Here is a 24,048-nt window from a genome sequence, read left to right as displayed (position 1 = left end):
AATTATAAGTTTAACTAACTAATATTCAAATTTATGAAATTTAAATTTACCAACCTTTCTATTTTAAATAGGAAAAAACTTTTTTTTATTATGATAAGATCATTTATCTTTTTCTGTTGTTCCTTATCTTTTGGTTTTGTTTCTGAACCATTTTTTTCTCAGAGTATTAAAATTGAAATAGAATCTGATAGGGAGATTTCTGTAATAGAAGTTTTTGAATTAATTAAAAAGAAAACAGAGTATACGTTTATTTACAGAACAGACTTGTTTGTAAATGCTCCCAGAGTAAGATTGAAAAAAGGAGTAATCAAGGCAAACGAGTTGCTTGCAAAAAGCCTTTCTTTTGGTGATTTTTATTATGAACTAACCTCAAAGAATACAATTATTTTAAAAGAAAAATCCATAGAAATAGTGCAAATTAAAATTAGAGGGAAAGTTACTGATGAAAATGGTAATCCTCTGCCTCGAGTTAATATTCAGGTAAAAGAAAACCCAATTAAAGGAACTAGCACAGATTTTAATGGAGAATATCAATTGGCTGTAGCAAATAATCAAACATTAATCTTTAACACCATTGGTTTTGCTAAAAAGGAAGTTTCTATAAATGGGAGGTTTGTTGTAAACGTAGTGTTATCAGAACAGCCTAATGTTTTAGATGAAGTAGTCGTTATTGGTTATGGTAAAGTAAGAAAGGTAGATTTAACGGGTTCTGTATCTAGTATAAATAGTGAAGATTTAAATTTTCAGCCTGCTTCCCAAAGTTTTGATCAAATGTTGGGAGGAAAACTAGCGGGTGTATCTGTGGCTCAGGTTAATGGGCGACCTGGGGCTGGTGCCATTGTTAATATTAGGGGAGTTTCCTCAATTAGAGGTGCCAATCAACCATTGTATATAATTGATGGAATCCCTATTTTGGTTCAAGATGTAGTAGCCGATAATTTTAATAATGGCACATTTCTTAACGAAAACCCTTTATTATCCATAAATCCAGCAGATATTGAAAGTATCGATGTGCTCAAAGATGCTTCTGCAACGGCCATATATGGTTCGCGAGCAGCAAATGGAGTTATCTTAATCACTACAAAAAGAGGAAGAAAATTACAAAAAGGAAAATTAAGTATCAATTATTCCTCAACAGTTCAATCAAACACAGAAAGTTTAGACTTGATGAATGCTACCGAGTATAAAAAGTACATAATTAAAGTAGCAGAGAATACTATTGCATTAAGTCCAGATAATAACTTTGCAAACCAAGTGCTAAATAATGACAGAGGCGGTTTTGCAGCAGGAATGCCTTATTTTGGGAATGCAGATACCGACTGGAGTAGCGTTTTGTTAAGAGAAGTTCCAATTAGTCACACGATTAATGTTAATTATCAAGGAGGAACAGAAAGTACTAATTATTTTGCAGCCTTAAACTATGGAGATCAAGAAGGAGTTACTAATGGGAATGATTTTAAAAACATTGGGGTAAGACTTAATTTAGAAACCGAGGTTTCTAATAAAATTAAAGTTGGAACCAATTTAAGCTATAATCACAGCATTAACAAATACGCAGGATCACCACTTTTTACCTATTCAGAAATTCAATATCAACCTACATTATCCCCGTATACCGAGGATGGGAGTTATACTAGTTTTATTAATTTTATTGGACAGCCGTCGTATGTGCCAATTGCAAATCAAGAAATAGAAAATATAGATAAGGCCAAAAATTTTAATGGATCTGTTTATTTAGAATACAAATTTACTAAAGGTTTAAGGTTTAAAACGACTTACAATGCATCTGTTTTGACATCTGATAGTAGAATTTTTAGACCCCCTTTTTTACCAAATTTAGATAACCTAACGTTTAACAATAGCGAAGCTATAAATACCACTTGGTTTAATACACTTAATTATGTAAAAAAGTTTAATAATATTCATTCTACAGACATATTATTTGGAATGAGTTTGGAGAATAGGGAATTAAACCAAGATGGAATTAGTGCTAGAGGCATCCCTAATAAAATATTAAGTTCTTTATCCTCAGCCACTGATATTATTTCTGGACATGAAAGCAAGCAAATAGGAAGATTAAACTCTTATTTTACAAGGTTTAATTATAATTATGATGAGAAGTACTACCTTACATTCACAGCAAGGGCAGATGGTTCTACTAAATTTGGACCAAATAATAGATGGGGGTTTTTTCCATCGGCAGCAATAATGTGGAATTTATCTAACGAATCTTTTCTTGTAGATAATACTATTATAAGTGATTTAAGGTTAAGAGGCTCTTTAGGAAGAACGGGATTGGCAAATATTCCAGATTTTCAATATGTTATAGCGTATAGACCACTCAATGATCTTATTACCCAAACTTATGCTGGTAATTCTGCTGTATTATCTAATGGCATCCCAAATCCAGATGTAAGATGGGAATCCACAGACCAACTTGATTTGGCTTTGGAATTCGGGCTATTTAAAAATATGATTTCTGGAAGTATAAATTACTATAAAAAAAACACAAAAGGTCTTTTATTGCTAACCCCAATTTCTCCAACAACAGGTTCCCCTTCGCATATCACCAACGTTGCTGATATGAGTAACAAGGGTTTGGAAATAAACTTGGGGCTTAACGCTAACTTAGGAAATGTACTATGGAGATCTAATTTTAATATCGCATTCAATCAAAATAGATTAGACAAATTAAATGGAGGCTCCTTAGCATCATTTGGCAACCCTGGTTCTGTACAAGAAGGTGGTGAGCTAGGTTCCTTATATGGGTATACCATAGAAGGAATTTTTAGAAATCAAGCAGAAATTGATGCACTAAACGCTAGCGCACCTGATGGTTTCTACCAAGACCCAAGTGGAATGCAAGTAGGTGCTTTTAGATATTTAGATTTAAATGGTGATGGAGAGATTACTTCTGCAGACCAAAAAATACATGGGTCTACACAACCTGATTATTTTGGAGGATGGAATAATACTTTTAAGTACAAGGGTTTCGATTTTACTTTTAATCTTCAATTTGTTGAAGGAGTTGAAAAAGCATGGGGCGATATCAAAGGCTCTCTAATTAATCGACATTTATTAGATCAAAATAAAATTGTTGGAATATTAGATAATACCTACTCTGCTGATAATCCAGATGCACTTTACGAGAGTGCCATTTTTACCAATCAAGGTGTATCTGAAAGAGAGTTTTCTATTGAACGACAAAGTGTTCTTGATAGAGAAGTTTTTGATGCTTCTTTTATAAGGTTAAAGGCCGTTCAATTATCTTATGATTTGCCTAAGAATTTAGTAGATAAATTATCTGTAAGAAGTCTAAAGCTTAATTTTACGGCAACCAATTTATGGACATTCACAGAATGGCCAGGTTTAGATCCTGAAACTATCACTTCTTCAGACAATAGTCTTGGTTTTGCCACATTTGGTCAGCAAATAACAACTTTAAACAGTACCTATACATATAACTCAATTCCATTAACAAAAGCATTTACTTTTGGACTTAACATAGGTCTATAATCAAATTTTTATAAATTAGAAAAGATGAAAAAAATTATCATAATAATACCAATATTAGCTTTTTTAACTGGTTGTAATAGTCTAGACGATGTGGAACCTATCTATACATTAGATGATGATAAAGCCATTTTTGATGAAGCTTCTGCCCAGATAGTTCTAAACGGTGTTTATAATGAGCTTAGAGATGGCGAAAGAGCAACTTTTATTACTGGAGCGTCATTAGCAAATTCTATGATGGGATTATCTAATAATGGTGGACTTTCAGGAAATCCATTGGTGGCAAATAACCCTCAAATTAATGCAGAAGAAATAGAAGGTTTATATTTAGGAGCATACCGTATTATTCAAGAAGCTAACTTATTTATTGAGCGTGTAGAGGTATTGGAAGCTAATGCTTTTGGTAATGACGCCATTAAAAATAATTTTCTAGCTGAAGGGCGATTTTTAAGGGGTTTAGCTCATTTTTATTTGTTGAGGAGCTTCGGGCAGTTTTATGACACCTCTTCATTGTATGGAATTTCATTAAAACTAGAGCCAAGTTATAATGCAACTCCTACCTCTAGAAATAGTGTAAGCGAATCTTATGCAGCTATTTATGCTGATTTGGATTTTGCAATAGAGAATTGTTTTTTATCAGAATCATATTACGCCAATAAAGATGCAGCAAAAGCTATTAAAGCAAAAGTGCTTTTGTATGAAGGAGAATATGAAAAAGCGGCCTCGTTAGCGAAAGAGATCATAGATACTACTAGTAGAACTTTTACAGATAATTATAGTGATAATTTCGGAAAAAATTTTCCAGCACATGAATCTTCAGCATTATTTTTTGGTCCATTTTTTAATACAAATGAAGCGGTGAATCGCGCTTTTTCAAGTGGAGGTACATTAGGTACGATCTATGAATCTATTGCAAGACCAAATCCCAATAATTCATCTACTTGGGATCCTCGTGCCGGTCAAGAATTGTTTCCAGGGGTTTCTGTACCATTTAATAAAGGTACTACTATTGATTTTACAAAATTTCCAACTATTGTCTTTACGTTGCCAACACATATACATATGCGTTTAGCGGAAATATATCTTATACATGCTGAAGCAGCAGCCAGAATTGGAGTAGATGTAGATTTAGAGGCACTTGCAAGTTTAAACGAAGTGAGAACTAGACCGGCGGTAGATTTACCCCCTTTACTAATTGGTGTTGATGTGAGTTCTAAAGCAGAGCTATTGGAGGCTATAAGAATAGAGAAATTGTTAGAACTTTACTTTGAAAATGGTGAAGACTTTTTCGATTTAATTAGATACGATATAAATGGAAATATTGATCCGTCAACCGTAAAACCTACAATGAACAATGTAGATAAGTACATTTTCCCTATTCCTTGGATCGAATTACAAGTACAAGGATCTGAAGATATTATTATACAGAATCCTGGATATCCAATCACATTATAAATTTAAAATCTGAATAAATCAAAATGAGAAAAATAAACAGAATATTAATCGGGATTACTCTACTTGTCTTTTTTTCGTGTAGTGAAGACAAACCAAAAGATTATGTAACGATTTCAGGATCTATTAAAAATGTTGTAAGCGATTCACTAGTAATACATGGCATGATGATCGACTACAAAAAAGTGATAAAAGTAAATGAAGACGGAACATTTTCCGACACTTTAAAAGTGACACCAAGTCAATATTTTTTATCTATAAAAGATAAAGAAGGTACGGTGTTATATTTGAATAATGGATATGATTTGGAGTTGAGTGTGGATGTAGAAAAAATAACAGAAAGTATAGTGTTTAAAGGTAATGGGGCAAATGAAAATAATTATCTCATTAAGAAAAGGGTGTTGGGAAAGCATCTTTTTTCTAATAAAAATATATTAACTTATGAAGAAGAAAAATTCAATAGAGCTATTGATAGTGCCTATAATGAATTTAATAATTTGCTAATAGATGTCAAAAACCTTGACACACTATTAATTTCTTTGGAAAAAAAGGAATTCGACGTAATGAAACATACTTTTAAAAGAATGTACTATGCTGAAAAAGAAATAAAAACAGGACCTTTAGCAAAAGGAAACCCTGCTCCTAAATTTATAGATTATAAAAATTATGATGGTGGTGAAATGTCTTTAGATGATTTATTAGGTAAATATGTTTACATAGATATATGGGCTACTTGGTGTGCGCCATGCAAAAAGGAAATCCCATTTTTGAAAGAAATTGAAAAACAATACCATGGTAAAAACATAGAATTTGTTAGTATATCAACAGACAGAAAAAAAGACTATCAAAAGTGGAGAAAAATGGTAGCAGAAAAAGAACTTACAGGCATACAACTCTATTCAAAACAAGACTCGTTATTTCCAAAAAGAATAAAGCTTTTGGGTATTCCAAGATTTCTTTTAATAGACCCACAGGGCAATATAGTAAATGCCAATGCTCCAAGGCCTTCCGATGAAAAATTGATAAAATTATTTGATGAAATAGGCATTTAACATGTCATTAAATAGAGAAGGGAGCTATTTTTTTATGCTTAATAGATAGCAATAAAGAAAAAAGTAACAAAATCTTTTAAAGTTTTTACCATGATATTGTTTTTTGAGTTAGTCATTCAATTTCTGTATATTAGTGCCTTTAGTAAGAGATATGGAGCATTTTAAAAGACAAGATATACTAAACTTTATAAAAGTATTATCAAATGATAAAGCTTGTAAGTCTTATTTGGCAAGAACAAATGGTAAGATGGTTTTGTTTGTATGAAATGTGGGCACATAAAAGGCTGTGAAAAATCAAATCATAACTATCACTGTTATACTTGTCATCATTTAGAAAGTTCAACAGCAAACACTGTATTTCACAAGGCTAAATTTGGTTTATAAAAAATCTTTTTGTGTTGCTTTTGAGATGAGTACAAGTAGCAAAAGCATATCGGATATTCAAATGGACAAAGGTATTATCATTTGGTAAGGTACAGCTTGGTATTTTACGCAAAAGGTAAGAAGAGCAATGAAAAGTAGTCAAAAATATCCTTTAAAAAAATGAATTCACGTTGATGAATTTACCGTCGGTGGAAAAGAAGAAAGAAAATAAGGTAGAAGCTATGATTCAAAAAAGAAAAAGATAGTAGTAACAGTATAATTGACTGATAAAGATAAAGCAAAAAGAGTATATATAAGATTTATTGACGATTATTCAGCAAAATCATTAACACCAATATTTGAAAAACATATAAGTACATCTGCCAAAATAATAACGGATAAATAGAGAGGATACTAACCTTTAAAAGAAATTAATAACCTTTGAATAAGTATACAGTAAGAATGTCCTTAATTTTAAATAATTACGTGTTATGATTATGCAAGTTAAATCATTGCTTAGAGCAATTCCAACCCATATGAGTAAACGGTATATTCAACTATACTTTGATGAGTTTTTTTCAATTAATCGCTCGCAATTTAAAGCTAGTATTTTTCATAAAATGATTTGTAGAATGGTTGAAGAAAAGCCAGTATATCAAAATCTAATAAAACAGAACCTAAGCATATAACTCAATTTATTTTTATAATTCTCATAAGAAAAGAACTAACAACAATCAATAAACTCATTTGTATTTTTAAAAAAAACATTTGTTACACAACATTAATAGAATAAAAGTAATATTTGTAGCAATTATTGAAATAAATATGAGAATAAAATCAGCCAAATTAAAAAAATTATTAAAATGCAAAGTACTATTTGTATGTTGCCTTTTTATTTCTTTAATAAGTTTTTCGCAAACCATAATAGTAACAGGTGTAGTTTCTGGATCTGGAGATGTATTACCAGGGGCTACAATTATAGTTAAAGGACAGAAAAACGGAGTTGTTGCAGATTTTGAAGGTAATTATTCAATAAATGTTAAAGAAACAGATATACTAATATTTAGCTATTTAGGATATAAAGACAAACAAGAAATTGTTGCTAGTAGAACAAAAATTGATGTTGTTCTTGAAGAGGAAGCAAGAGGTTTAGAAGAAATTGTAATAGTTGGTTATGGTACACAAAAAAGAAAAGATATTTCTGGTGCTGTATCTTCTATTAAGAATGAAGAATTTGACAATGTGAAAGCAAATTCTTTTGAGGGGAGTTTACAATCCAGAGCAGCTGGTGTACAAGTAGTTTCTTCTGAAGGTGGGCCGGACTCGGGTTTTAAAGTCAGAATCAGAGGAGGTAATTCTATTACGGCGAGTAGCGATCCGTTGTATGTGGTAGATGGATTTCCGTTGCCAGATACAGGATTGAGGTCAAACGGTTCAACAGGTTTAGGAAATAGCAGGGTAAGTCCTTTAAGCACCATAGATCCAAGTACCATAGAATCCATAGAGGTTTTAAAGGATGCTTCGGCCGCAGCAATTTATGGTTCTAGAGGGTCTAACGGAGTTGTTCTGATAACGACAAAGAAAGGGAAAAAAGGCAAAGCTACCTTCAATTTTGAGTCATTCGGTGTGATTTCGATGTTGTCAAATAGGATGGATGTGCTCTCTGCACAAGAATTTGTCGACTGGCGCCTAGAGTTTACACCTTGGGACCCGAACAGTCAAAATCCTTTAGTTGGAGCCTATAGAGATGAATTCGGAAATGCAGTAAGCTTGAACGACCCAAGAATAAAGTTAAACGATTGGCAAGACAGAATCTTTAGAACAGCATATACAAAGAACTATAAATTATCTATGTCCGGCGGTGCGGAAAACAACACTTATTCAGGCTCCTTCACGTATGCCGACCAAGAAGGAATCATTGAGACTTCAAGAATCGAACGATATAACTTAAACTTGAACTTTGATCAAAACGTGGGTGAAAGGTTTAAAACCGGAGCATCCATAAATGCTGGTTTCATCAAAAAGAACGGGGTAGTTACTGCGGCAACCGAAGATGCAAACGGCAGGTCCGGTGTCGTTACAAATGCGCTTTCATTTAGCCCTGCACAAGGTTTAGTGCAATTTCCAGATGCTGAATATGATAATGAAGGGAATTTATTGAGTTTTAGGAATGGAGATTTTGCAAATCCAAATAGAATTTTAAACGATAATATCAATATCGGTAAAACGTTTCAGTCTTTTGTAAACGTTTATTTGGAATATAAGATAACCGATGGATTAAAATTCAAATCGACTGTAGGTGGGAATATTTATTACAATCAAGGTGAAGCCTATTTTTCAGAGAAATTTGGTTGGAGCGCACAAGTTGGTGGCGCAGCTTTTACAGGAAAAGGTTTGGGTTTGGGAGTTAGAACCGAACAGAGTCTGAACTTTAGAAAAAATTTCAACGGGAAACATACAATTGATGTTATTTCTATTTATGAAGAGCAACAAAATAGCTGGGAAACTATTTCGAATGCAGCATTCGGTTTTGAAATACCAGGGGTCAATTTAGGGAATTTAGAATCTGCATTGCAAACTAACCCGACAGATTCTTTTAAGCAAAAAAATCAAACAAGATCTTTTATTACAAGGTTACAATATGATTTCTCTGATAGGTTTGTTGTAAACCTTGCAGGCAGATACGACGCATCGTCCAAGTTCGCAGAAGACAATCGGTGGGGTTTTTTCCCATCTGCTGGTTTTGCCTGGAAGATTTCAAATGAAAATTTCTTTAAAAATAATAAAACTATAAACGATGCAAAGTTAAAGATGAGTTTTGGTCAAACTGGGAATGCACAGATTACTCCATATAGATCTCTCGCACAGGTAAGATTGGCGAGTTATGTTTATGAGGGTAACCAAATAAATACAGGGGTTGGCATTACACAGCTTCAAAATGATCAATTGACTTGGGAGAAAACGAGCGAATTCAACACGGGTCTAACTTTAGGAATATTTAACAATCGTCTTTGGATAGAGGCAGATTATTATTATAAGAGAACAAACGATCTATTACTAGAAGTGCCTCTGCCAGCAACATCTGGATATAAAACAGTGCTTAAAAATCTAGGATCCTTGGCAAATACCGGTTTCGAATTCTTGGTAAACACAACGAATATACAGAGGAAGGATTTTTCTTGGAAATCCTCTTTTAATATTACCTTCAATAAAAATGAAGTTCTGGATATAGGTACTGCAGATCAAATATTTATAGAATCTATCGGATCCAATCAAATAGGTGATGATTATATCATTAAAGTAGGGGAGCCCTTGGGTTCTGTTTTTGGGCTTGAGACAGATGGTGTGTATAACTATTCCGATTTTGTTGAATTCGACGGATTGACGAATACAGAGGCCGCAACAAAGATTAGAACAGATGCTGCGGTGCAAGGTGTTCCATATTTTGATGTTTTTTATACTTTAAAACCAGGTATTACAAAAGTCAATTCAGCAAATTACAGACCGGGAATGGCAAAGTTCAAAGATCAAAATGGAGACGGAGTAGTAAATACAGAAGATAGAACCATAATTGGAAGGACAGTGCCCAGACATTTTGGAGGGTTTACAAATAATTTGAAATACAAAAACTTTGATCTTTCCATATTGATGTCTTGGTCTTATGGTAATGAGATCTACAATAAAACTAAAAGATTATTGTCAGATCAAGGAGTTCCGTTTCCAAACAGGTTCGGTATAATTGCAGATAGATGGACCCCAGAAAATCCCGATTCCGATATTCCGGGTGTTTTTGGAGAAGAAGATGCCGCCTTGAAAGGAAATGCCTATTCATCATCTATAGAAGATGGTTCTTATTTAAGGATGAGCAATATTACTTTTGGCTATAACCTCCCAAAAAGTTTATTGAACAAAGTAAGTTTGAGCTCTTTAAGGTTTTACGCCTCTGCAGACAATGTTTTTATCATTACTGATTACACAGGTTTTGATCCCGATGTGAATGTGGGTGGAAATCAACTAACGCCGGGTTTGGATTTTGATGCATACCCAAGATCAAGAAATTTTAGAATGGGACTAATATTGGGTTTTTAAAAAAAAGCAACTATGAGATACTTGAACAATATAAAACATTATCATTACGGTGCTTTATTATTACTGTTTTGTCTGCTAGTTGGTTGTAATGATGGTTTTTTAGAGGAAACCCCTACAGAATCCACTACACCAGAACTACTCTTGGTTGACAAGGAAGGCGCGCAACTGTATTTGAATGGTGCTTATCACGCTGCTAAAATTCTGGGTTATGGCGGCCATAAGGATCCTGTTAACAATGAAACTATAAATGGTTGGGCAACAACTTGGGGCTCTATAGCCACCGATGAAGTTGTAGTTGCTTCTTTTAGTATTTTTGAAATAGACCTATATACCCAAAGGCTGAACCCTACCACTATCAGGGTGAGACAAATGTGGGAGGATTCGTATGTAGCTATCAATAAAATAAATAGCACCATAGATAGAATCGGCGCTATGACAGATGACCAAATAGAACCAGAGGATAAGGCAAATTTTGTAGCACAGGCAAAATTTTTAAGAGCGGCCATATATTTTAATATGGTAGTTGCCTGGGAGAATATTCCGCTACTAATCAATGAGATAGATGATTTGAGCGATGACAGTAAGCTTCAGGTTGCACAAAACACCACTCAAGAAGTCTACGATTTTATAATTTCCGACTTGTTAGTCGCAGAGTCTGTTCTAACGAATGAGCAAGGTGGAGGAAAAGCAACAAAAGGCGCCGCACAAAGCCTGTTGGGAAAAGTATATTTGCAAATGACAGGTTTTCCTTTAAACCAGAGTGAGAAATTTGCATTGGCCAAAGAAAAATTAGAAGCCGTTATAGCAAGTGGGGTATATCAACTGGAAGAAAGTTATCCGGAGATATTCTCTCTAAACAATGAGCAGAATAAAGAAATAATTTTTGCAATTGGCAACGATAGTGAAGGACAGAATCTAGGTGGGCTGGTCAGTTCCTTCTACGGCCCTAACGGAGATTTGAATTCAGGTGGCGGATGGAACACGGCCTTTTTGAATTTGGAACTAGAAGCAGACTATGATAGAGACGACGTGAGGTTACGTCAAAACGTTGCCAAACACAATGCACAAGAAGCAACACCAGAAGAAGGTTTTTCCGACCCGTCAACCTGGGGCACTTTTGCAGATCCTTGGAAACCTTGGAAATGGCACAGACCAAGGGGACAATCCTGGGCAAACAACACACCCTTTGATTCGCCGATTATTAGATATGCAGATGTACTTTTATTGTATGCAGAGTCCTTGAACGGAATGGGTATTCTAACACAAGCAGACATAGATGCAACAGTAAACAGATTAAGAGCTAGGGCAAGAGAAGATAAACCGCCAACTGTAGTATCGGATATGTTCTTATCTAACCCAGGCGCAAATGCATCGGAGATACTTTTGGAAAGACAAAAAGAATTATGTTTTGAAGGTTGGCGAAGACACGATTTGATTAGAAACGGAGTGTATGGCGCAACTATTATAGCCATAGATGAAGAAGGTAGCAATAGAGCTGATAACCCAGGCCTAAACTGGCAACCTTATAAAATACGCTGGCCAATACCAGATTCAGAAATTAGAATTAACCCAAATTTAAAGCAGAATGAAGGCTATTGAGAAGATATTGAACTCAAAAGAAATTAGGACGTGTATACTACTAGTCTTGATTTGTGTTGCGTTGTTTAGTTGCGAAGAAGAATCGAACTTACGAGATGGGATCAAGGAGGTTGATTTCCAGGCAACGGCAAACATGAAATTGATCACAGTCGGTACAGACGTCGTGTTTGAGGATAAATCATCCAACGTGGCTTCCAGAGAATGGACTTTTGTCGGTGGAGATATCTCAACATCGACAGAGAAAGAGGTTACTGTGAATTATGCGGACGAAGGCACTTTTCTAGCAAAACTAGCCGTTGTATATGAAGACGGCTCAACACAGAACAACGGCTTTAATATAGACGTATATCCAGAAGTAATTGCAGATTTTACTGCAAGTTCAACTGTTGCGCTGCAAGGAAGTAAAATAATGTTCACAAATACAACACAGCATATAACCTCTGCCTTTGATGACTCCAAACTTTTAGATGGCTATGAATGGTTTTTTGAAGGGGGTGTTCCTGAAAGCAGTACACTGGCCAATCCTGAGGTCACCTATGCCGGTCTTGGATATTTTTCAGTGAAATTAATAGCTAAAAGACAAGCACCTTATTATATAGATGAGAATCTCAAGGAAGATTATATATTCATCACAGATGTACCCTCTATAGCTCCAGCCGAGACTAGATTACGTTTTTTGGGTTCTGTCATAGAGCTTACTTATACAGAGGATTTAAAACCGTTGACACAAGCAGAAAAAGACCTGGTTTCAGTAAAAATCAATGATGCGGCTGTTGACATTGCATCAATTGATGTCGATTCCAATGACTCCAAAAAACTAATTGTAAGTTTAATGACTTCTGCAAGTGAGGGGGATAACATCATATTGAATATCAATGCTGGTATTGTAAGTAAAAGTGGTACTCCTTTATCACCTTTAAGAAGCCAGCCAATAGAGAATACAATCGTAAATCTTTATAAAGAGTTGAACCCTAGTTTCGAGAATGGCAATCTAGGTAGTTTTCCAACAGATTGGGGGAATTGGAATCCAACAGCAGGTAAGAATAACCCAGAAAGCTATGCTATAGGAAATACCGTAGTGCAAGATGGAAATAAAAGTTTGGAGATACATTTAGATGGTACTAGCCAAAATTGGATTTTAGACAGCAAATTTGCGACTACGGAACTTAGTGCCAGATACAGGTTTTCCGTGTGGGCAAAGGGTACTGTTGGTAAAATAGATTTGGATCTTAGAGCTGTAACTCCAAATTGGGCAGATGTCCAATCAATTGCCGCACCATTGACTACAGAATGGAAAGAGTATGTGATCGAGTTTGAAGAAACCAATGAGAACTTAAACAGAAAATATTGGCAGCAATTATCATCAGCAACGACTCAAACAATTTATATAGACAATGTGTCCTTATATAGGATAGATTAAATTTTATTAAGAATTATATATCTCTAAAAATCTATTTGTTATTTATAAGTAGATTTTTTATTTTTAAAATTGTATCATGATTAAAAAAAATTGGCATACTTATATATTCTGCAGTCTCTTTTTAGTACTTGCTTGTTGTAAAAATGATGTGCCAAAAAATGGAATGGAAAATTCATCCGAAGCAAAAGAACCCAAGATATTTGAATTGATTCCATCTGAGGAAAGCGGCATTTCATTCAATAATAAAATAGACGAGAACTTTAAAAATTTCTTTGCTGTTTTCAACTATGTATATAATGGGGGTGGCGTTGCCGTTGGTGATATAAATAATGATGGTTTAGAAGACCTTTACTTTACAGGTAATGAGGTTTCCAATAAATTATACTTGAATAAGGGCAACTTTAAATTCGAGGATATTACAGAAAGTGCCAATGTTTCTGGCGGAAAAGGTTGGCATAATGGCGTTGTAATGACAGATGTGAACAATGATGGTTTTATAGATATTTATGTATGTAGAGGGGGCTGGCAAGATAAAACCGATGAGAGAGCCAACCTTTTATTCATCAATCAAGGCGATCATACTTTTAAAGAAGAAGCTCAAAAATATGGCTTGGCCGATGAGGGCTATTCCTTAATGGCCTCTTTTTTCGATGCGGACAATGATAATGATTTAGATATGTATCTAACCAACAGACCTAAGGAATTCTTCTTAAACTATAAAAAAGTCTTGGAAGGAAAGCAATCAGAGAACACAGAACAAAGAGACAAGCTATATATCAACAATGAGGGCGTTTATCAGGAAGTTGGAAAAAAAGCGGGCATCAAAAATAATTATGGGTATGGCTTGGGTCTAATAACATCAGACATTGATAACGATGGTTTTGATGATGTGTATGTTTCCAATGATTATCTAGAGAAAGACTATATGTACATCAACCAGAAAGACGGAACATTCAAAGAAAGCTTAAAACACCATTTCAAGCATATTCCAATGTATGGAATGGGCGTAGACTTTGTAGATTTCAATAATGATGGTTTAGAGGATTTAATGCAATTAGATATGGCACCGGAAGATTACGCGCGTTCCAAAACCTCTATGGCTTCTATGAATACGCAACTCTTTGCAGATATGGTAGACAATGGTTTCTACTATCAGTATATGCACAATATGTTGCAATTGAATCGTGGGAATGGTATTTTCAGTGATATTGGGCAATATAGCGGTATTGCAAAGACAGATTGGAGCTGGTCTTGTTTGGGAACCGATTTTGATAATGATGGTTTTAGAGATCTATACATTACCAACGGCTTTAGAAGGGATGTTTCCGACCAGGACTCTAATACGCAGTTTCGTTCTTTTATGAAAACCAAAAAAGCGAAAGAAAATACAAGGGAAGAAAATGCACAATATATCATCAATTTATTTCAGGAAAATAAAATTGCGAATTATATCTTCAAAAACAATGGAGATCTGACATTTTCCAAGAAGAACAATTCGTGGTTGGATGATAGCATCAGTTTTTCTAACGGAGCCGCAACTGCGGATCTAGACAATGATGGCGATATGGACATCATTGTAAATAATATTGAAGACAAAGCATTTATCTATAAAAATACTTCGGAGAAATTAAACAACAATTATTTGAAAATCATTCTAAAAGGACCGGAAAAGAACAGCAAAGGTCTAGGAGCAAGAATTACAATCAAATATGATGATAGAATGCAATACCATCAATTGAAAACAGTAAGAGGTTATTTGTCTTCCGTTTCGCCAATTACACATTTTGGTTTGGGAAAAACAACTAAAATCAATGATTTGACAATAGTTTGGAAAGACGGATCAATCAGTAGTTTGAGAAATATAGATGCCAATCAAACGGTGAATATAGATTATAAGAATGCTGTAAAACAAGATGTTATTGTTGATGAAAAAAACTTATCAGAAAAAAAATTATTGGTAGATGTTACTGATAAAATACTTTCAAAACCATTTAAACACAAAGAACAAATCTTCGATGATTTTAAAAATCAGATTTTGTTACCACATAAATTGTCCCAAGAAGGCCCTTGTTTGGCGGTTGCAGATGTAAATAATGATGGCTTGGACGATTTTTTTGTCGGTGGAGCAAAGAATCAATCTGGAGAAATATATCTACAAGATAAAAATGCTACTTTTTCATCAACAACACAAAACGGATTGTCTGTTGATTCGAAACATGAAGATGTTGGAGCTGTTTTTTTTGATGCAGATAACGATAATGACCAAGATTTGTATGTAGTAAGCGGTAGTAATGAGTTTTATGCAAATTCACCAATTTTACAAGACAGATTGTATATTAACGATGGAAAAGGAAATTTCACGCTATCCACCGATTTACCACGATTTTACGAAAGTGGTTCTTGTGTTGTCCCATTGGATTTTGATGCAGATGGTGATTTAGATTTATTTATTGGAGGCAGGGTTATTCCAAACAAATATGGTTTTGCACCAAGAAGTTTTTTATTAGAGAATACAAACGGAAAATTTGAAAACGTAACCAAAGAAAAAGCACCAGAGTTAGCAAGAATAGGGATGGTATCTTCTGGAGTTTGGGCAGATATTGACGGCGATAGAGCCAACGAATTAATCTTAGTAGGAGAATGGATGCCAATAACAGTTTTTAAAAAAGAAAACGAAATTTTAATAAACAAAACAACAGAATTCAATCTACAAGACACAAAGGGTTGGTGGAATAAAATTGTGGCAGATGATATTGATAATGATGGTGATATCGATTTTGTGGTTGGTAATTTAGGATTGAATTACAAATTTGGAGCAAGTTTAGAAAAACCATTCAAAACCTATATAAGTGATTTTGATAAAAACGACACCAATGATATTTTCTTAACAAAAGAATATCAAGGAAAATTAGTGCCCGTTAGAGGAAAACAATGTTCTTCACAACAAGTGCCAGAAATTGCTCAAAAATTTGAAACCTACTCCCAATTTGCAAACGCAGGAATTGAAAAGGTTTTGGGAAATATTGATGATGAAAACACTCTAAAATTAGAAGTACAAGAATTTGCAAGTGTTGTTTTAGAAAACGACAGTGGAAAATTCATCATCAAAGAATTACCCACGGAGGCACAGTTTTCCGTTATTAATTCTATAGAAATTACAGACTTGAACGAAGATGGCATAAAAGATATCATTATAGCCGGAAACAAATATGAGGTTGAGGTAGAAACCACAAGAGCAGACGCTTCTATTGGTTTAGTAATGCTTGGAGCTCAAAATAAAACGTATACTGCACTACCTTATTCAGAAAGTGGTTTTTTTGTTTCTGACAACATAAAATCAATGGCGAAACTTAAAGATTTTAATAACAAAACAATTATATTATGTGGAGTTAACAATGGAAAACTTTTGTTTTTTAAATAACAAAAGCATCATTTCAACTATGAATCCTGCTGAAAACACATATGTTGTTTTTATAAACACATATGTTTTATAATGTGTTTATTTTAAGATATATTTTTATCGTCTATAATTTTAAAATAAAAAAAATGAAAAAAAATATATTCTTACTTTTGACTGTCTTATCATTGAATAGTTTTGCGCAAACCATAACTATCACCGATCCTGCCTATTTGAATAAAGACCTACGAGTACTAGACTCGGATGGAAATCAAATTGCTGGAGGAATCACGGTAGATTGGGTAGATTTGCCTTTTGATGCAGGTAGTCCTAAATCCATATTTATTCAAGCAAAGTTAGACGGTGTCCTAATCCCCAATTCCGGGAACAACTTTGGTGTATCAACGGCTTCTGGTTCTACGTTGATCAACTTCAACTTTCCAACTGCTGGTTCATTGTCCGGCAGCGAGATTGTAACTATCGAGGCGGCCTATTATTTTGGAGGTACAGTAAATGCCCCTGTACAAGACGCTTTGATTGTCCCTTACTTTATATTAACGCCTCCAAAATTCGCAAATGAGAATTTATTCGGTACAACGGATTTCAGTATCAAGTATTTCACCTTTAGAAGCAATCCGATCTTTATCGAAGCAAGAAACGCAAGTGTTGCCGTAGGAGGGCAAACAGTAGGTGCAGGTTCTACAACTGTGACAAAAACAGAAACAACAGTTTCTTGGGTTAATCTAAATGATTTTGATGGAGCAGGACAAGTAGAAGTCGTTGGAGAGACATTAACGTGGCAGTCCAATCAGTTTGGTGGTTCTACGTTATCATCAGAAGCAGTCACATTCGAAGTTACTGACGGGGATGTCTTCACCAGAACCTGGACAGGAGTCACAGATACAGATTGGTCTAAAGATACAAATTGGATGGATGATTTTCCAGAACCGGATGCATCAACTGCGGTAACGATACCAAGCGGACTGACAAATTATCCCACGGCAACTAGCGCCATCGATGCAAGAAGTATAGATATGGCGTCAGGATCCTCCTTAATAGCAAACGGCACGGTAACTTTAGCAGATAATATATTTATTTATAACCTTGCTATTCCAGATGATAAATGGCATTTAGCATCTTCGCCAGTTGTTGGAGAAATGTATGATACCGACTGGATTTCAAATAATAATATATCTTCAGGTACGACAGATACGGCCAACAGGGGTATCAGTACTTATAACAATGCTACGGATTCAAAAGGAAGTTGGGTGTATGTCAAGGATACAGGTTCCGGAGTCTCTCAGACGGCTTTTGCTAGTGGCGCTGGATATTCTATGAAAAAAGATGGAGCAACAGCAGGTACGTTTACATTTTCTGGAACAGCATACCCAGATGCAAGTACAAACCCAATTTCACCGACTATTACCGGTAATAATTTAGGTACTGCCAACGAAAACAGATGGAATATGGTAGGGAACCCATTCCCTTCGAATTTAGATATCGCTACTTTTTTAAGTGTAAATGCTACTCCTCTCTATGATCCAAATCAAAATGTGTATGTTTGGGATGCAACGAATAACACGTATACTTCTTTGGCAACTGGCTCCATTGTTCCCGGACAAGCATTTTTTGTGAGTTCCAATGTTGTAAGTACTGCAATTTCTTTTACAGAAGCAATGCAGACCAACGTTGCGGGGACTTTTTATAAAAATACAGCAACTACCTTATCTTTATCAATTACGGACGGCGTTTCCAACAGCTCTACAAAAATAAGCTATGCATCAGACAAAACAACGGGGTTGGACCCAATGTTCGATGTAGGCAGGTTTACAGGGAGTTCTAATACCGGAACGACCACTCTGCAAATTTTCACAAAATTACTGAATGGGGATTATTCAGAAATTCCATTCGAAAAACAAGCTTTACCTGATTATGATCTCGATGCAATGATTATTCCAGTGGGTTTGACAGCACCTGCAAATAAAGAATTTACATTTACGGTAAATACACAAAATTTCCCGACCGATATAAGGATCTATTTGGAAGATAGGGAAAAAAACACTTTCACACGTCTAGATGAAGCAAATAGTGAACTAACAATACAGACAACTGATGCTTTAAACGGTGAGGGGCGTTTTTATATCCATACAAGTAGTAAGGCATTGAGTTCGGGTTCCGAAAGTCTATTGAACAGTGTGAGTATCTATAAATCCAATGAAAATACATTGACTATTGCTGGTTTGAATGCTATAGGCAGTTTTAGTTTGTATAGCGTTCTAGGCACAAAAGTATTGACTAGAAAAATTATTGCTAAAAATAGAAATGATATCGAATTGACTTCACTGTCAAAGGGAATCTACATTGTTCAGTTACAAACTGAGAAGGGAAAATTAAATAGAAAAATAATATTAGAGTAATCCTTAAAAGACTATAATGATAAAAATAAAAAATAAAGAGATAGCAAACACTCGAAGCATCTCTAGAAAAGAGGCTATAAATAAAATTGGAAATTATAGTAAATATGCGGCGTTGACTGCATTAGGTACTTATATGGTATTGACCCCACAGAAAGCACAAGCCCAAAGTCCAGGAACGCCAGAGGCGCCAGGTACTGGGTTCTAATTATACTTTATTTGCAATAACACCTCTATAAGTAGATTCTTCTTATAGAGGTTTTTATTTTAAAGATATGTTTAGACAGCATCAAGCATATATTTTTAATTTCCCTCACCCTATCTGGTATATAATTGTAAAAAATAGTTGCAATCTTTTTTAATTACTACAATGAAAAAACACTTTGAAATATATTTCGTCCTATTTATAATCGGTATTCTCATGTCTTGCAGAAAGGAAGTATCGATTGATGAGAATACACGACCGAATATTATTTTCATTATGTCAGATGATCATACCTCACAAGCATTTGGCATTTATAAGAGTAGATTGGCTTCATTGAATCCCACGCCAAATCTGGACAAATTAGCAAAAGAAGGAATGATTTTCGAAAATTGTTTCGTCAATAATTCTATCTGTACGCCAAGTAGGGCCGCTATTATTACAGGGCAGAATAGCCAAGCAAATGGCGTTCTGGACTTAGAAGGCGTTCTACGTAAGAATCAACAATATCTACCAATTGAAATGAATAAGTTGGGCTACCAGACTGCTATGATCGGTAAATGGCATTTAACAGCACAGCCGAATTTCGATTACTACAACATCTTAACAGATCATCATCAGCAAGGCACTTATTTCAACCCTGTTTTTACTGAGACAGGCATGCCCTATGCCTTATGGGACGAGCCGGCTTTCAAAGGAAGAGAATATAAAGGACACAGTACGGATATAATAACGGATTTAACTATAGATTGGTTAAAGAGCAAGAGGGATAAAGGAAAACCGTTCTTTTTAATGCATCATTACAAAGCACCCCATGACGATTTTGAGCACGCACCAAGATATAGGGATTATTTGGCCGATACAGAAATTCCAGAACCAGAAAGCCTGTACGACAATGGCAATAACGGCTCTGAGGCAACGAGAGGTAAAAATGATTCGCTGATTCATATAATCGGTTCATCAGTTTCCAAGAGAAACAATATTAGAAATATGGGGATGCGTATTTGGAGTACGCAGCATACTGAAAGAAGCAACCCAGAATTCAATCCCCATCAAATAGACGGTGCGACGGATAAGGAATACACATACAAGACTTATCAAGAATATGTAAAACGTTATTTACGTTGCGTAAAGGGCGTGGATGACAATATCGGAAGACTCATCCGATTCTTGAAAGATGAGGGTCTGTATAACAATACAATCATCATATATACTGCAGACCAGGGTTTTATGTTGGGGGAACATGATTATATCGATAAGAGATGGATGTATGAAGAATCTTTGAGAATGCCCTTTTTTATGCGTTATCCAGCCCAAATAAAAGCAAATACAAGAACGGATGCCATTATAAACAATACTGATTTTGCACCAACATTGATTTCTCTGGCAGGTGGGAATCCACCAAAAAAAATGCAAGGTCACGATTTCTCGCAAATTCTTAAAACGGGTGAGGAACCAAAAGACTGGCAACAAGCTACTTATTATAGATATTGGATGCATATGGCACACAAACATGCAAACCCTGCACATTTCGGGATCCGGACAAAACAATATAAACTCATTTTCTATTACGGTAGATACTGGGTTGATACAGATGATAAGAATGCAACTTGGAATAAAGGAAGCTGGGGAAATAAATTCGATATACATACACCGGCCGCATGGGAATTCTATGACTTGACCAAAGATTCCAAAGAAATGAATAATGCATACACGAATCCCGAATATAAATATATCATCGAAGATCTAAAAGAACAATTAATTGCAAAGAGAAAAGAATTGAATGAAGAAGATGGAGAAAAATATCCTCATATTCAAAAAGTAATAGACCGACACTGGAATGATTAGTCTACCAAAACACGACTTTCTACAAAAGAACCAACATCTTACGATTACCACAATGTCGTTCTACAGTAGCGTGTAAGATCACTTTAAAAAACATTTCTAAAATTGATAGAGATCTGCTGGCTTTTCTAAATTCGATTGAGGGCGATGTAAATCTACAGATAAAGGAAAGCGAAGTCAAAATAGAGGGCAGATAAAAATACATGGAAAACATCATATAGAGAAGATGCTTTGAGTTTCAGTAAAGAAAATTCACCTGAAATTCAATTGATTGTTTTTTAAATCCAGCAAATACAATTCTAAACAGGCAATACCAAAAAAAATGCAAACGGCTGCTTTCTGTTGATGAAACTCCATTTGATGACCATCCATATACAACCTGCGAAACACCTCGGTGACATGCCTGAATGATAATTAATCTCGAATTCACACAGAACCTGAGGGGATTTTATTAGAATACAGTTGTCAAAACAATCAAGGAATCCCACCGAAAAGAGAATCTCAGAGATAAAATCATTTGTTTTGCTATTTTAATCATACAAGCATAAAATAGAACCGATTAGTACATATTTTTGGCTATGATGAAAAAGAACCTATATTTTTTCTCGTTTTTTGTTGTATTTAATTTTGTCGCCCAACAAAATACGGTCACTGTTTTCCCTGAAATCAAAAGATTTATCGGCACTGTTTCTGAACTCCAGAGAGACAAATTCTTTAACATTCATTACAATGAAGATGGTGCAGAAGAAAATATATTTTATAACCAATTCAATGTAACCAGAGGAAGAGGCTTTTGGGGACCTTTTTCGTATGCTAATTTTAAAATGGGTGAAGTTGGCGTGTATCCAGAGCATAATAATGGTAATACTTCTGTAAGACAAGTGAGCAGGTTTATTGGTACAGAGCACCCAAGGAATGTTTTTAAAGATGGCATCGATATAAATATAGCCGCAGATTGGGCGGTAGAATATTTCAAGAATTTTGTAGATGTAGCGGAAAGACCAAAATATTACGAAATGATGAATGAGCCCTTTGTAAAATCTGGAGACTTTTACAGCGGGAATTTCGATGCTGATAAAGAAGACGCCATAAGAACACAAATGGCAAATATGTTCAGGGCTGTTGGGCAAAAGATTCAGGAAACCCCAGAACTCAGCAATATAAAAGTTATCGGTTATGCGGGTGCCTATCCGGAATTTGAAAGAAAAGATTTTGAACAATGGGACAAAAACATGAAGCTGTTTATAGACATTGCAGGGAATTATATGGATGCCTTGTCTGTTCACCTCTATGATGGTATCAACGTAACTGGGCAGAATAGTATCCGTTCAGGAAGTAACTCCGAAGCTATTTTAGACTTAATGGAAACCTACACATATTCAAAATGGGGCAGTCCAAAACTTTTGGCAATATCAGAGTATGGTGGCATAGAACAAGGTTATGGAGACGATTATAGTGATATCGCAAACGCACAATCCTTAAAATCCATGAACCATATGATGTTTAATTTCTTAGACAGAACAGAAAATATAGAAATTGTAATTCCTTTTACCACAGGCAAAGCAGCATGGCATATTACACCAGAAAATAATTATCAACCTTATAGTGCAGTACTTTGGAAACCAACAAACATTGGGCAACCTAATCCTAATGGGTGGGAATATACACCAAGAATCTATTTCTATGATTTATGGAAAAACGTAAAAGGAGAGAGAGTTGTTATAAAAACAAGCAATCCAGATATTCAAGTACAAGCATTTAAAAACACCAACAAACTCTATCTTGCTTTGAGTAATCTGGCTCGAAGTTTTCAAATCGTAGACTTGGAATTTTCATCCATATTGACTAATCTGGACCATGTGAATATAAAGAGACTAAAAATATATGACAATAACGAGCCTCAATTCTCTAATAGTATACAAAACAATGCTCCTTCTTTTTTAAGTTTAATAGCAGATGAAACTGTAGTTTTAGAATATGCTTTCTCCTCAAATTTACCAACGAATAACACTAGTAGAGCAGTAAAATATTATACAGCAAAACATTTACAGACAATTATTGCAAACCAAACTCTTGATTTTAGTTTTAGCAATGTACATAAAACCAATGTAGAATTTGCAACATTGAGATTTGGTTTGGCAAGAGAACACAACAGATCTAAACAGCCCATTTTAATTTTTAATGGAACGCAAATTGCCGTACCAACAAATTGGAAAGGTTACGACCAAGCAAATAGAGAAAGTTTTTTTGGAGTAATTGATATTGACATCCCAAAAAATCTAGTTAAAAATCAAAACACAGTGGCTGTAACTTTTCCTGATGGTGGTGGCAGAGTAAGTTCTATGATATTATCGGTCGAAAATTTTGATACTGTTTTGAGTCTGCCATCAACCATCGACGAGGAACTCTCTTTGCAGATAATGCCGAATCCAGTAACTGACTTTCTAAAAATAAAATACAACAATCTAGACGGGAACAAAGCAAATCTTAAAATTTTCGATTTAAAAGGAAGCTGTATTCACCATCAAAAAGTAAACCTTAACAATAATGAAACAATAATTGATGTTAAAAATTTATCCAAAGGGATGTATATCTTGAATTTAGAGCTTTCAGATAGAGTTGTAAAGCCATATAAATTTATAAAAAGATAAGGTTTGCAAAGCGATACTTCTTATCAAGTCCTCATTTATTCTAGAGAAGCC

11 protein-coding genes and 1 pseudogene are annotated in these 24,048 nt (G+C 34.8%); all 12 read left to right on the top strand.

What is annotated here, in order from left to right; genetic code table 11:
* Window positions 1–90: 90 nt before the first annotated feature.
* Window positions 91–3,516 carry a TonB-dependent receptor gene (locus Q0998_RS01145; protein ID WP_299665028.1) on the top strand — a complete coding sequence of 1,142 codons (3,426 nt, stop codon included), beginning with the start codon at window positions 91–93 and terminating at the stop codon, window positions 3,514–3,516.
* A 24-nt stretch (window positions 3,517–3,540) separates the two neighbouring features.
* Window positions 3,541–4,968: a RagB/SusD family nutrient uptake outer membrane protein gene (locus Q0998_RS01140; protein WP_299665025.1), complete on the top strand. Its 1,428-nt coding sequence runs from the start codon at window positions 3,541–3,543 to the stop codon at window positions 4,966–4,968.
* Between the two features lie 23 nt (window positions 4,969–4,991).
* Complete coding sequence (locus Q0998_RS01135; RefSeq protein WP_299665022.1) at window positions 4,992–6,017, top strand: TlpA disulfide reductase family protein; 1,026 nt, start codon at window positions 4,992–4,994, stop codon at window positions 6,015–6,017.
* A 151-nt stretch (window positions 6,018–6,168) separates the two neighbouring features.
* Window positions 6,169–7,069 (top strand): annotated as a pseudogene (locus Q0998_RS01130) (IS1595 family transposase).
* 136 nt (window positions 7,070–7,205) lie between these two features.
* Entirely contained in the window at window positions 7,206–10,469 is a 3,264-nt protein-coding gene (locus Q0998_RS01125) for a TonB-dependent receptor (protein WP_299665019.1), read from the top strand.
* A 12-nt stretch (window positions 10,470–10,481) separates the two neighbouring features.
* Window positions 10,482–12,068 (top strand): RagB/SusD family nutrient uptake outer membrane protein, encoded by a 1,587-nt coding sequence (locus Q0998_RS01120; RefSeq protein ID WP_299665016.1) that lies wholly within the window; start codon window positions 10,482–10,484, stop codon window positions 12,066–12,068.
* 133 nt (window positions 12,069–12,201) lie between these two features.
* Window positions 12,202–13,488: a hypothetical protein gene (locus tag Q0998_RS01115; RefSeq protein ID WP_299665013.1), complete on the top strand. Its 1,287-nt coding sequence runs from the start codon at window positions 12,202–12,204 to the stop codon at window positions 13,486–13,488.
* 76 nt (window positions 13,489–13,564) lie between these two features.
* Window positions 13,565–16,909, top strand: a complete 3,345-nt coding sequence (locus tag Q0998_RS01110; RefSeq protein WP_299665010.1) for a VCBS repeat-containing protein — start codon at window positions 13,565–13,567, stop codon at window positions 16,907–16,909.
* Window positions 16,910–17,058: 149 nt separating this feature from the next.
* The gene (locus Q0998_RS01105; RefSeq protein WP_299665008.1) at window positions 17,059–19,302 is read left to right on the top strand and encodes a T9SS type A sorting domain-containing protein; all 2,244 of its coding nucleotides are present in this window, start codon (window positions 17,059–17,061) and stop codon (window positions 19,300–19,302) included.
* 16 nt (window positions 19,303–19,318) lie between these two features.
* Window positions 19,319–19,507 carry a hypothetical protein gene (locus Q0998_RS01100; protein ID WP_299665006.1) on the top strand — a complete coding sequence of 63 codons (189 nt, stop codon included), beginning with the start codon at window positions 19,319–19,321 and terminating at the stop codon, window positions 19,505–19,507.
* A 213-nt stretch (window positions 19,508–19,720) separates the two neighbouring features.
* Entirely contained in the window at window positions 19,721–21,349 is a 1,629-nt protein-coding gene (locus Q0998_RS01095) for a sulfatase (protein WP_299665198.1), read from the top strand.
* 575 nt (window positions 21,350–21,924) lie between these two features.
* A complete protein-coding gene (locus tag Q0998_RS01090) occupies window positions 21,925–23,997 on the top strand; it encodes a T9SS type A sorting domain-containing protein (protein WP_299665004.1) in 2,073 nt (690 codons plus the stop codon).
* Window positions 23,998–24,048 lie beyond the last annotated feature (51 nt).

Source organism: uncultured Polaribacter sp. (assembly GCF_947501385.1).
In the GTDB taxonomy this organism is placed as follows: domain Bacteria; phylum Bacteroidota; class Bacteroidia; order Flavobacteriales; family Flavobacteriaceae; genus Polaribacter.
This window is presented reverse-complemented; position numbering and strand designations above follow the sequence as displayed.

Bases quoted from the DNA above. Each gene is read 5' to 3' on its own strand.
- Q0998_RS01145 (WP_299665028.1), top strand. From the start codon at position 91: ATGATAAGATCATTTATCTTTTTCTGTTGTTCCTTATCTTTTGGTTTT.
- Q0998_RS01140 (WP_299665025.1), top strand. From the start codon at position 3,541: ATGAAAAAAATTATCATAATAATACCAATATTAGCTTTTTTAACTGGT.
- Q0998_RS01135 (WP_299665022.1), top strand. From the start codon at position 4,992: ATGAGAAAAATAAACAGAATATTAATCGGGATTACTCTACTTGTCTTT.
- Q0998_RS01125 (WP_299665019.1), top strand. From the start codon at position 7,206: ATGAGAATAAAATCAGCCAAATTAAAAAAATTATTAAAATGCAAAGTA.
- Q0998_RS01120 (WP_299665016.1), top strand. From the start codon at position 10,482: ATGAGATACTTGAACAATATAAAACATTATCATTACGGTGCTTTATTA.
- Q0998_RS01115 (WP_299665013.1), top strand. From the start codon at position 12,202: ATGAAATTGATCACAGTCGGTACAGACGTCGTGTTTGAGGATAAATCA.
- Q0998_RS01110 (WP_299665010.1), top strand. From the start codon at position 13,565: ATGATTAAAAAAAATTGGCATACTTATATATTCTGCAGTCTCTTTTTA.
- Q0998_RS01100 (WP_299665006.1), top strand. From the start codon at position 19,319: ATGATAAAAATAAAAAATAAAGAGATAGCAAACACTCGAAGCATCTCT.
- Q0998_RS01095 (WP_299665198.1), top strand. From the start codon at position 19,721: ATGTCTTGCAGAAAGGAAGTATCGATTGATGAGAATACACGACCGAAT.
- Q0998_RS01090 (WP_299665004.1), top strand. From the start codon at position 21,925: ATGATGAAAAAGAACCTATATTTTTTCTCGTTTTTTGTTGTATTTAAT.